This window comes from Acidaminobacter sp. JC074, assembly GCF_022496765.1.
GTDB lineage: Bacteria > Bacillota > Clostridia > Peptostreptococcales > Acidaminobacteraceae > JABXKX01.
Window position 1 is genome coordinate 191,538 of the sequence record NZ_VANV01000009.1, and the last position, 13,431, is coordinate 204,968.

The window sequence follows — 13,431 nt, forward strand, 5'->3', positions numbered from 1 at the left end:
CAAACTATGTGCTATAATGAATTTAGTACATCAAACAAAGGGGTGAGAAAAATTATAAAAATACTAATATGTGATGATTCCATTACTATCAGAAAAAAACTGCAAGGGGCTATTTCGATAGACAAAGAGATCGAATATTATGAAGCTAAAAACGGTGTTGAAGCTATAAAAATGTATAAAGACGTGTCACCCAACATTGTGTTTATGGATATCATAATGCCTGAACAAGATGGTATTGAAGCACTTAAGCAAATTATGACTTATGATCCAAAAGCCGTCGTTATTATGTTGTCATCTGTTGGTACCAAAATGAACTTAAAAGTCGCTTTAGAAAGTGGCGCTAGTGATTTTATTCAAAAACCATGGGATATAAAGAACTTGAATACTGTTCTTTCGAAATATATATAAGCGAGGTTGTTATGTTTAGTGTTTTTTTTGGTCAATATCTTTTGAACCAAGGTGCCATAGATAAAGAAGCATTGAGTAAATTGTTGGACATCAGTAAGAAAACAAGAGTTAAACTTGGTGTACTGGCAATTAATTCAGGACTGATGACTGTGGACAATGTTAACAAAGTCAGCCAACTGCAGCAGCAAACAGATATGAAATTTGGTGAAATTGCCATTTCAGAAGGCCTGCTAACAGAACCGGAGTTAGGTATCCTCTTAAGTGTGCAAGATTCAGAACATTTAAAATTAAGCCAAACCTTAATCGATCAGGGCATGATGTCACTTGAAGAAGTAGAAAAACATCTATCATCATATAGATCAGCTTTTTCTCTAAGCGATGAAGCTTTTGAAGAATTAAAAGAAGGTAAAGCTAGAACCATCATTGATACATACTTAAATTTTCAGCAAGATTCATTTGCAGATCTCTATAAGGAGTACATTACCTTATTCTATAAAAACGTTGTAAGATTCATTGATTCTACCATTCATATTGATCATGTAGAAGTCATTGAATCAAGACAATATGATTATATTATCAAACAAGATATTGTAGGTCCTAAAAGAATTTATACAGGCTTTGGCGCAGGCTCTGATGTTTTAATCAAAATAGCCAGTGAATACGCAGACGAAGCATTTCATTCTTTAGATGATTATGCCCTTGATGCACTGGGCGAATTCTTAAACTTAAATAACGGATTGTATTTAGTCAATTTATCTGACTACGGTGTAGACCTATCTTTGGATATCCAGTCTATATCAAAAAATCATTTAATCGAATCTAATAAAGTTTACTGTATACCATTTTACTCTAACTTCGGTAGATTTGACTTATTGATCAGTTTAAATCCAATAGTATAGAAAATGCGGTGCTCAGCACCGCATTCTTTTTATTTATTTTTTTCTTACTTTACTACAAGAGACGACAGTGAATAACCGTCATTCAAATCAGATATAACAGCATTAAAACCCGCTCTTGTAAAGATGCCTTTAAGCTTTTCATTGTATAAGAAGAGCCCGGTTATGTTGTTGACAGTCTTTACTTCAAAATGACCATCTTCATCAAAATACAAGTTCTCATTATTAGACTTATCACAGAACTCTTGAATGATATAACCTTCTTTACAACAGTCTTCAAGCATATAACGCCACTTGTCTGCATCATACTCCTTACCTGCAAAAACACCTTTAGAAGCATAGTAGTCAATCGGCTTTATGATGTACTTGTCTTTATTTTCAACATACTCATCCATATTTTCTTCCATAATTAAAGCTCTTGTATATGGAATACATGCATCGATATAGTCTAACTCTTCTTTGGTAAAGTACTTTCTTACTGTTTCATGATGAAGTGCCTCAAAGTACTTCTTGGTATGAACAATTTGTGATTTGATAGATCCAATAATACAAGTCTTATTGGCCTTGATGCCCTCAATTAAGTCACCCAACTCGTCGTAATGGTCCATCATATCTCTCGTCACCAGTCTTCTATAAATGATATCAACCTTCTTACCGTTTGTATAAAGATAACCATCTGAGTATTTAAGTTCATCCGGCGAAACAATTTCACAATCAAAGCCAGACTTTATAAAAGTTTCCTTAAAAACTTCAAACTCAAGTGGCGAACCTTTAGACATGAAGTCCATAATAATCACCATTGGCTTTTCAGATGCCTGACCACCATTTTCTATAAATTCCTTATAAATAGATGCCACTTCATCTACCCATGACTGATAAAGTTCATATCTTTCAATGGTATATTTTTCAGAAAAATGCTTCATGGCAAAGTTATTAAGAAGAACATCTGTAAGAGGCGTTTCTTCATTCATAGCAGAGGTCCCATCTGTATTTAACTCACAAAACTTATAGGTCCCATCTGGATAATAGAAAAAGTCAAAACGTCCCATAGGCACCTTAGCCTTAAATCTATGCGGGATTAAAATCAAGTCTTCTAATCTTTTGTCAAAGCCCCAGACAGGTCTTACTTCAGGATGATTCAAATAAATATCAATAGACTTATTGACAATCTTATAGATATCCTCCGTCAGCTTTTCAAAATTCTTAACATCTTCTGCCGAATAGATACTCGGATAGTAAAGGTATGGCAGTTGCTTGCCCTTGTAAACCGCCCCTGAATTCCCCACTGCTTCATAGGTTTTTTTATAGTCTTCTTCAATAGCCTGTCTATTTTCTAATGCAAAGGCCATCATTTCCTTATTTATTTTAAACATGAAACTCTCCTCTTAAAAATTTTCCAAACTCAGCTTTACCATAAAGTGCTTTCAACTGATCTGATATACTTCCTGCTTTATAAATTTCAACAAACTGATCCAAATATTTTCTCTCTGATGGGCGTAGAGAATCCCCTGCCTTTTCAATGAGTTCCTTGATAAAGTCATCACTAGATAAAAGACCACACTTAAATACTTCATCTCTTTTAATATGATCTTCCATCCTTACAAGGTCATGATCATTGTAGTCAAGAGATAGCTTGTAGTAATAATCAAGCAGACTACCATTGTAAAAAATGCCTTTTATCAAGGCTGGTACTGCCATGGAATATGGATACGGCAGTGCGTCAGGCATGCGAATCTCAATGTAGTTTTTTAGCCTTACATCCGGGAAGACCATGGATAAACCATGAATCAGCGATTTATTAGATAAAGTCTTTTCCTGGTACAAGTCTTCCATACTTTTCTCATGAGTCTCGACAACATCACCGCCGCATGGTAAAAAGACCGGCTTAATACCTGCTATATACTCAGCATACTTCTTATAATCAAAGGTCTGGTTTAAAACACCATCAGGATACTTGGATCTTGTAATATCAGTATTTTCCCATATTTTTATTCTAAGATTATTTTCAGAATAGATCTTACCTTCAAAAACAGGTGATGCATCAAAAATCTTAGCTATAAATGGCGATAAGAAGTTGGCTACCCTGTATTTTTTTATAAAGTCTGCTTCGTTTTTATAGTCAATAACAACTTGAGTTGAAGCTGTTCCCTTCATCATGTTTCTAGCCATAAAGCCATGCTTGTGTAAATAATCATACATAAGGTCATATCGCGCTTTAGGTAAGAGTGGTAAATCATCTATCTTACTTTGAGGGTGATAACCCAAAGAAACCAAAGCCTGGTCTTCATTCAAGAAAGTCTCAATTTCTGATCGAATGACCAAATAATCTTTTTCAATGTCTTCTAAAGACTCAGAAGCTTTCACACTGATTTCAAACTGGCCACCTGGCTCAAAGGAAATCATATTACCGGACTTGATGATGGATAGAATGTTGCCATCTTCCTCATAATCTACTTCCCATCCTTTTTTAACCATTGCCTTTACAATATCATGTTGGCCACCTGGCTCGTCATAGTGATAGGACCTTAGACTTTCCTTGTCCACTAAGAAGTGTTCAAATTCCACACCAATCATCTCTTCATGGGTCTCACCATCTCTAAACTTTTCAACAAGACGGTCTATTAAGTTTAACCTGTATCTTCTACATCCTATATGGCTACCACTTTCTCTCACTGCATCCCAGGCAACTTCAGAAGCATTTTCAACGCCCTGATCACACAACTTATCGCCACAGCAATCATGTCTTTTGGCCAGTTGGGCTGCTGTAGAAAAGGTAAAGGCAAATAGAATTTCATCTGATATCTGTTTTATTAGACCTCTTTCCTTACCACGTTCAAACATCTGATATATAGACTTAAAGTAACACATGCCGTATTCTTTGTACTTGTCCATATAAGGTGAATTGGTAAACTGCATAATATAGTTAAAAGAAGCCTTATGCTCTATACAGTAGTTATAATAGTTTTTCCAAAGTTTCTTATACTCGCTTTCAATACATCCCTCAAGATCTACATTGGCTACAATACACTCACTCATCTCTTTTCTAAGCTTAAGATACAGCTTAAGAATTAAATCCTCCTTGTTTTCAAAGTGAATATAAATAGTTGCAGGTGATACACCCGCTTCTTTAGCGATTTTTGAAATCGAAGCATTCGAAAAGCCATCTTGCATAAAAAGCTTCATAGAAGCTTCAACAATGGCCATGTATTTTTTCTCATCTTTTATTCTCATACATTTAGTCTACCGAAACAATATACTATTGTCAATTATAAATGAATGTTCATTCACTTAAATTTTTGTAAAAAAAGTAACCCGAAGGTCACTAGAAAATTAATTTATATTCTTCTGCTAATTCTGTCTTACCTGTTATTTCTAATAATTCTACTAATAAATCTCTTATCTCATAATCATAAGGAATAACCTCTATGGCCTTTATAAGCCAGGTCAGTTTATCATCTACATTGTCTATCTTATCTATATGATCTCTAATAAAATGTGAAACATCATTTTCTATTGTATTCTTTTTTAAAGATGCCCATTCATAGTCTTCAGAATACATATAAGGACCTTTATAAACATCAAATAATGCCTTGTTCAGTGCATTAGATTTTAAGATGGACCTTACTCTATCTAAGTCATAGTCAATCATATCCGTTTCAAACTTAAAATGTATAGATTCCTTATTGGTAATCAAAAGATGGTCCAGTTCTAAGCTCTTTAGTATAGTTTTTAAATAATAGACAGTTGAATTAAGATTGGTAGCAGCTTTTTTAGGATCAAATTCACGCCATAACTGGTCCATGATGATTTCTCTGTTGATCACTTCGTTTCTCTTATCAATTAAGTATGCAAAGAGTTCCTTGGTCTTCTTGGTTCGCCACTTGACCAATGAGCCATTTGTTTGATCCCAGACCTGGAAAGAATGAAAACTCTGGATCTTAATCTTAATTTTAGATTCTGTTACCTCTAGTCTTTTAATGGCCTTTTCTAATCTTTTCTTAGCAATAGGCTTAATTAAATAGTCAACAGCTTCTAAATCAAAGGCCTCAACAGCATATTCGGTATAACCAGTTGTAAATATAATCTGTATCGGCAAGTTTTCATCATTAATGATACTAGCCACCCCTATACCTGAAAACTCAGGCATATTGATGTCTAAAAAAACAACATCCACATCATTTTCATACAGATACTTCATGCCCTCCGAGGATTGGGAAAATTCAGCTATGACCTCGATTTCTTCAAAATCTTCAAGCATTCTTTTTAACCTTGAAATAGCAAGTCTTTCATCATCTATAATTACTGCCTTCATGATTGCTCCTTTATCTTATAAGTGACTGTTGTCCCGAAATCTAGTACCGATTCAACTTCTAACTCTTCACCATAATAATACTTCAAACGACCTTCAATATTTTTTAGACCCACACCCTTGTAATCACCATCGGTTAAAAAACCAACCCCGTTGTCTTTAACAACAATATGATAGTAGCCATCAGCCTTAAAAACTCTAACGTTTACTTTTAGGACTTTGTCATGCTTCTCTAGATTGTGTTTGATAGCATTTTCTACAAGTGGTTGAATCATAAGTGGTTGTATTTCAAATGATTCTACATCACTTTGAATGTCTACCTCTAACCTCTTTTCATACCTTACTTTTTCTATGGAACAATAGAGTTCAACCAGTTCCAGTTCTTCATCAATACTAACAGTATTATCAGGCCTAAAGAACTTTAACTTGTACCTTAGATACTGGGCAAACTCAACCGTTAAGTTTTCTGCTTGCTCTGGATCAGATGCTATCAGCGATGCTATGGCATTTAAGGTATTATTGACAAAATGCGGTCGTATTTGTGCCTCTAAAAGCTGTGATCTTGTGTTTAAAAGTTCGCTTGTAATCACAGAACTTTCTAGAAGATTATCCATCTTGTTTCGAATCATCTCCATGGTAAAAGGTTTTGTAATCAGTTCATTGGCACCCGCCTTATAAAGCTGCTGAATAACATGGGCATCTTTGTAATCTAAGATGCAAATAATCGGCAGTTCAAGTTTACTGTATAAGGCTCTGACCTGATCTATGATAAAGACAGCTTGACCATATATGGTCGACACATCTAATATAATGATTTTTAGTTGATTGTTCATGTAGATTTTTTCATCTGACATGGATTGATAAAAAGATATTTTATACTTATTGTCTATAAAACTCTGAAGCAGTTGAATATTATCAATCGACTTAGACACCACAACAACAGGGATATTTCCTTCTCTTTTATCTTCAACTTCATTTAAAATTTCATGATAAGCATCAAAAGACATTTTAATCGTATACCTGTTAAAGCTCACATCAATGTTTATTTTATTAAATAATACTTGTACCTGTTGAAAATCACGTCTTGAGTTGTAGATGATTTGAGCTGCATTCGCTGAAGAAATACTTACAAATACCTTGTCGCCTTCTTTTTCAAAATCAATATAAAGCTTCTTGTCTTTTGCCCCTTCTAATAGGGTTAAAAGCATATTAACAAAGACCAGACGCAACATGCCCGGATCTGATAAGACATTCAAGTCATCTTCTGTTGTCATCTGAACATTCTCACTTATCCCCAGTTCTGATATGATAGACTGTAAAAGAAAATAAACAGAAAACCCTTTTAATTTAACAGGAAGCGAATCTTCGTCAAATCCAATTCTTGAGATGATGTCTCCCAAATTATAATAGAGCACACTAAGCTGAGACTTTGTGAAAACAGAATCATCTAAAACAGATAGCTCAGCCAGTATAGAACCAATCGGCATTTGCAAATCCTGAGTGATTCTCTTATAGAAGTCAAGCTCCTGAGTTTTGGCATAATTAAGTGCAAGACGTGTCTCATAGTTAAACTCTGCCAAGACAAAAGCTTGGAAAATTGTAAAAGATAATGTATTCACGGCAACGAGTGTATTTCCTATATAGAGATTCCCTAAATCAAAAGCCAAATCCAAAACAAAGGAAAGCATCATGAGTATGCCAAACATCAAAAACTGAGAGGCATACTTGTTGTTATCTCTCATCCCTTTAATACTTACATAAATAGCTATTATAAAGAACATGACACCTGATCCACCATACATGGGCAAGAGTCTTGTTGAAATATAAAACGGCGACATAAAGGAAAGCGACAATTCAACCACTACAATAGCAAATAAAATCTTATCTAGCTTTTGGTTATGATAATCAAGCGTTGTGTGGATAATTTTATAGAGACAATAAGGCACTAAAATTGCAGCCAAATAAGATACCTTTACTGCCAATATCTCATTAACATCTTCTACCATAAGAAGAAAGAGATTTTCATTTTCTAATACAAAGTAAACAGTCATCAATAAATATAGAAGCATGGTGTACAAATAGAGCTTATCATCTCGATTCAAAATAAATATGTAGAGATGATAAATCAAAAGGATAACCATCACACCTATAAAAATAGCATCTAAAACGATTAAGAGCAGATTATGATTAGACACATGAACAGGTTCGCCTAAAATAACGGTCTCAGTAAAACCACCTCTTGCATGTTCTTGATTTAGAATCTGAATATAAATAGTGAATGCGTCACTCTCTGGCTTAAAAAATGCAATCTCTCTTTTGTAATTAAACTGACCGCCTTCTACATCAAAACCAAAAGGTGTGTTTGAGTCCACACGCTTACCATCAATGTATACGGCATAATTTGTACGTAAATGAGGCATTCGAAGTGCCAGTATGTCATAAGTCTTATCAAGTCTTAAATCCAGCTTGTAAGTCCCATATGACTGTCTAGGAATAGGCTTATCCAAATAGGTATGGCTATGCCAAGGTGATGGGACTTCTATAAAATCATAAACTGCATCTGATTCGCCCTTTTCAAATCGGTTTATGGCAAATAACCACTGACCATCTAGACTGATGAGTTTATCGTCTTTTAGGCTTGCATGGGCTTGTCCATTGACAATTTCAATTTCTGCAGCATTAGAATCCGTCAGAAAGTAGATACCCATGACCATTATATAAATTGTAAGGATTATAATAATCGACTTTTTTAACATACACACCTCTCCGTCAATTATACCCAATTCCACGTTTAAATAACACAAAGGTTAACAATATGACAAGTTTTTATTTATAAGAAAACACCATCGATCATAAGATCAACAGTGTTATAAATACAAGTCAAGTTCGACTTTATCAATTGTCTTTTTAACTTCTTCAGTTTCAAGTCTCCAAGCTCTAATCCTCTTTTCTTCAAGCATCTTGGCTTCCCTAAGTTTTCTAGCGTAAAACTCTGACTTTTCAACGTTACCGATTTCACTATAAACATCTGAAATCACTTGATAAGTAGTTGTATCTCTATAAGACAAGTCATACAAGTTTGATAAGTATAAAACATTCTCAATCAAGGTTTCACCTTTTGAAATAAACCCTTGTCTTAAATACAGCATGGCCAGCTTTAAATGCGACTCAACTTCAGCTTCTTTATTGGTATAGGTTAAGGTGAGTTCAATGACTTTTTCAAAGCATGCTATAGCTTTGTCTATCTGACCACTTCTATAATATATCTCTCCTAAAGTATCGTTGATATGAATCATCCCAAACCAATAAGATGGTTCATTTTTATCTAATAGCATGGCCTTATCTATACATGCCATGGCTTGAGTTAAATCATCTATTTTACAATAGGAAAGTGCCAAATTATTGTATATGATCGCTTGCACGGTATCAACCGATGGATTCTTTGTATATTGAAGTGTTTGATTAAAATAATCGATTACCAAATCATAATCATTTACCATTTGATATAATGAGCCCACTAAAGATAAAGAGATACAAATCGTATAATCATCCCCTGATTTATAAGCACAATCTAATGCTTTTTTCCCATATTCAAAGGCCGCATCATAATCCAAGTTCTTATAGGAGACTTCTGACAAAGCTATATAGATATTCGATTTTTTCTTAATATCATGATTATCAGAATCCTCAAGATATACCAAACTTTTAACAGCATATAAGAAGGCCTTCTTAGAGTTCGATGTCATCAAATAAAAAGAGGATAGACTGATGGTTATATCGCTTAAGAGTTCTCCATCATTGATACCACTTAAGTCGGCTCGTAGCAAAAGCCTTTCTAACTGTTGAATTTTTTCCTCTAACGCTGCTTGTGATTTTAGACTCTCATTTAGAGACGCTCTTAATTGGTCTATATTTTTGTATAAGTCTGATGTCATTTATAACTCCTTCATAATAATTGATACCTATATCATACACGAAAACACACAAAGAAAAAAAGCCCTAATAATAGGACTTAATTTATAGGGTTAATCAACTTAGACTTAACTAAGAGATTATGAATGGCAGTTATAGCTTCTGCATGCGTTAATTTAGATTGTGGAGATAAAACATGATCACTCATGCCAGAGAACACCTTCTTATTCAATGCATCTTGTACTGAAAATCTTGCCCATGTAGATACTTGATTTAAATCATCATACTTCTTCATGTCTAATTTTGATTGAACTTTTAAATCTGTATAGTCACCTGCCTTATTAAGAATTACCATAGCCTGTTCTCTAGTTAAAGGTTCATCTGGTTTAAAAGTCTTATCTGGATAACCAGCTATCAAATCATTTTCTATTGCAATAGCTACAGGATTGTTAAAATGACGGTCTACATCTGTAAAATCATGACTTTTATTTTCGTATGTCATCAATCCTAGTGCTGTAACTAGATACTCAACAAACTCTGCTCTAGTAACTTCTTTGTCCGGTTCAAAGTCAAGGTTTTTTATAACCTTTCTAGATGCCATATCATTGACATAGTCTTTAGACCAATGATCTTTTACGGAATCAAGTTTCTGCTGATTGTAGATAACCGAATACTCGGAGTTGGACTTAGAATGTACCTTAACAATCTGCTTACCATCTTCATAATAAACCTCTGTAGGAATATGAATGACATGGTCTTCTTCAATACGTACACCAGTGGTCACTCGATCATCTTCAACAACAAATCTCTTTACAGCAAAATCATCAAAAGTTTCTATTTCCTTTTCATCTGACTGATTCACATTGTACAAGTTGATGTTGTAAGCATCTTTAGAAGTCGGTGTAATCACAAGTTTCAAATCATTACTCATGTCAACACCACCAAGAGGCAGTTCATAAGTAAAGTTTTCATGTACCACACATAAAAGAACTTCATTTTCTATCAAATGGTTATTTATACGATCATCGATATTTAGAGTTATATCATCATAATCTTTTTCTGGAATTATTATATCTAACCGGCTTGCTTCTTCAGCATATTTCTTAACTTGACTTGATTTTATTTTGATTTCGTAGCAATCATCATCTTCCATGACTTCTGCAATTTTTAAAGATTCCCCACCCATTTGAACAGATTGGTATACTTTTTCAACCACAGGACCACTTGGAACAAAGAAAGATGGACTTGAAGAAACATTTGAACTATCGTCACCATCCTTTACTTCAGGTTCATCTTTTACCGGTTCTTCAACAAGCTCTACAGGCGGCTCTACAACAATTCTTTTATGGATGTTGCCGGAAAATGTACCATACCATTGTCCATCAACTTTAACAACTTCTGGGAAGATAAGTGGCGGATAAGCCAACCAATCAACGTCATTACCACCATCTAACACTTCTTCTCCATGGTAGCCAAAGCCATCTTTAACTACTATGACATGGGTGCCCTTCATGTAATCAGCCACCCTAATAAATAGCTCATCTTGTCCTGCTAAGGACATCGGCCACTGATTAGGTGTCATCTTATCTAAAAGCACCAATTGCCAGTCTGATAAATCATGCCCATCTTTTAATTCATTTATAGAAGCCTTGTAAATGGCTAAAGCATATACCCCATCTTGTGAATCAAATCCAGTGATATAGATTTCATCATTCATTCTATGAATATCTGTAAGCAATACCGTCTCATTGACCGTCTGTGTTACCCAATCAGATTGGTCATACTCATGACCTACTTGTACTTTACCATTATTGCCTAAGGCAATATATACTTCTTCATAGACAACTTGTGTCATCAAATTATTGTATTTGGTATAGAGAATGTTAAAGTCTTCATCATATACAAAGTAATCAAACCCATCAAACACTTGACCTGTGACCAAATAACGTTCTCCATCAAAAGACACATTGTCATAGTTATCAATTATCTCAAAATCATCCGTTTCAGGGGCTTTATCAAATGCATTTAAATCACTTGATTTGTATAAACCAGCACCTGTAAAAGCGCCCGATACTGCTTCAGTAGATATTAACCATGTATCATTTAAATATCTCACACTAGAAATATATGAATCCTCTAAGACCATATTATCTATAAGAGTAAATTCCTGCATATCAGACGATGTATAAAGTTGAGATTTTTTACTTTCTTCATCATATCCACCAACAAGGTACTGACCATTAATCTTATCAAAGAATGTAATAGATAGACTGGAATTTAAATTATAGGTTTGTCTTTCCCAAGTTTTTAAATCATCAAACTCAATAGAGGCTTCTTTAACTTCAACTGTGTAAACAATCTCAGGACTTGTTTTTAAAACAACAGTGTCACCGTCGTGTAGTTCGTCAGTTCTTAAAGTGACCTGATCAGGTAGACAGACCGATGGATTGTAGTTGGATTTAACCATCCATCTTAGATTATTCCCATATGTACCATAATCAACCGAAATCACTTTAGTGTCATGATTCACATCAAAACCCGTTCCCCATATAAGTGGATTGGTCTTTTGAGTAATTACTTCAGAAAGACCCAAACCAGTATCGTTTTTAGCATAAGCTGCTATTTGATAAGTCGTATCTGGTTCCAAATCCTCAAATCTTATCTCAAACTCTCCCTCTATAGGATGAAACGTGCCTGTTTGAATGTCCTGTCCTTCTTCACAAATAACAAAACCTTTTTCATTTATTTTTGAATAACCATCTTCTACAAGACTTGATGAGATACTTATCTCAAAAGATTTGTATGAAATATCAGACGGATAAGCAAGTTTAGGCAATGCTTTAATATGTCTTTCATATATATTTCCTGCAAATACACCCCTGTAAATACTGCCATATGGATAAAAAGCTATATTTGTATTTTCAAAATCTGTCAGTTCTTTTACATTGTTATAGTTTTCGTCAACAACTGATTCATATTGGTCATCAATCAGTACTGCAAACTCACTGGTTCTCAGTTCAAAATAACCTACAACTTGCTTTTGATTAATATCTAAATTGATCGGATAACGCACATTTTCAGATGTTCCACCTTGTACTTTTTCCCAATCAGAAGCTTCATGACCATCTGATAATTTATCTAAAGATGACTTATATATGAAATCCTCAAATTGATCTGTACCAATAATATAAACATCATTACCATCTATTTCTACATCAAACCAATAAGCATAAGTTGAATGCAGATCAATATCTACCCAGTCAGAGCCATTTACAGATGAACCAACAGATACTTTTTTATACTTTGTTGCAATATAAATACCATCGTACTCTATTGCTGTCATTTCATTATTTTCTTCTAAATGAATCAAATCAAAACTTTCATTATAAACTGCATAGTCCAGCCCTCTTTGATGAGCACCCGTTACCAAGTAATTCGTGCCATCAAATGAAACATCCCCAAAGAAGTCTATTGTCTTACCATCTAAAGTATCATTTAGTTTAATAAATGTAGATAAATCTCTTGAATGATACAACTCAACGGATTCAGGTTCATGCTTAAAATCTGTGAAAGCAATCAACCAGTTGCCATTTACATAAGTGATCATGTTGACATAATGATCTAACTTCATTAAATCATCAAGTCTTTCCCAGTCATGGTAGTTAACCGACTTATAAATCATGCTTTCATTGGTATCAATATTATAACCACCCAATAGATAAATACCATTTTGATAATGAAAACTCGTGATTTTAAAGTATTCTGGAACATCAAGATTTTCTTCTAACCAAACCCCATCTTCAGCGAAAGCAGATGACATACTCAATAGTAAAACTATAAGAAATACTAATATAACTCTTCTCATACATACCTCCCTCATGTGTAACCTCAGTATACATAACATCT

General features: G+C 34.2%; 8 protein-coding genes. 2 read left to right on the forward strand and 6 right to left on the reverse strand.

Going from position 1 to position 13,431, the window contains the following annotated elements; all coding sequences use genetic code 11:
• Positions 1-42: 42 nt before the first annotated feature.
• Entirely contained in the window at positions 43-408 is a 366-nt protein-coding gene (locus EZV73_RS11405) for a response regulator (RefSeq protein ID WP_240840442.1), read from the forward strand.
• An 11-nt stretch (positions 409-419) separates the two neighbouring features.
• A complete protein-coding gene (locus EZV73_RS11410) occupies positions 420-1,307 on the forward strand; it encodes a hypothetical protein (protein WP_240840443.1) in 888 nt (295 codons plus the stop codon).
• Between the two features lie 44 nt (positions 1,308-1,351).
• On the opposite strand, the gene EZV73_RS11415 is transcribed toward EZV73_RS11410, so the two are convergent.
• The 6 genes from EZV73_RS11415 to EZV73_RS11440 all read right to left on the reverse strand — a co-directional run bounded on the left by EZV73_RS11415 (position 1,352) and on the right by EZV73_RS11440 (position 13,390).
• Entirely contained in the window at positions 1,352-2,677 is a 1,326-nt protein-coding gene (locus EZV73_RS11415; RefSeq protein ID WP_240840444.1) for a glutathionylspermidine synthase family protein, read from the reverse strand.
• Complete coding sequence (locus EZV73_RS11420) at positions 2,670-4,535, reverse strand: glutamate-cysteine ligase family protein (protein WP_240840445.1); 1,866 nt, start codon at positions 4,533-4,535, stop codon at positions 2,670-2,672. The genes EZV73_RS11415 and EZV73_RS11420 overlap by 8 nt, the downstream gene beginning before the upstream one ends.
• Before the next feature lie 91 nt (positions 4,536-4,626).
• Positions 4,627-5,616 carry a response regulator gene (locus tag EZV73_RS11425; protein ID WP_240840446.1) on the reverse strand — a complete coding sequence of 330 codons (990 nt, stop codon included), beginning with the start codon at positions 5,614-5,616 and terminating at the stop codon, positions 4,627-4,629.
• Entirely contained in the window at positions 5,613-8,369 is a 2,757-nt protein-coding gene (locus EZV73_RS11430) for a histidine kinase (RefSeq protein ID WP_240840447.1), read from the reverse strand. The genes EZV73_RS11425 and EZV73_RS11430 overlap by 4 nt, the downstream gene beginning before the upstream one ends.
• Before the next feature lie 111 nt (positions 8,370-8,480).
• Positions 8,481-9,548 carry a tetratricopeptide repeat protein gene (locus EZV73_RS11435; protein WP_240840448.1) on the reverse strand — a complete coding sequence of 356 codons (1,068 nt, stop codon included), beginning with the start codon at positions 9,546-9,548 and terminating at the stop codon, positions 8,481-8,483.
• Between the two features lie 77 nt (positions 9,549-9,625).
• Positions 9,626-13,390, reverse strand: coding sequence for an S-layer homology domain-containing protein (locus EZV73_RS11440; protein WP_240840449.1), 3,765 nt, complete (start codon positions 13,388-13,390; stop codon positions 9,626-9,628).
• Positions 13,391-13,431 lie beyond the last annotated feature (41 nt).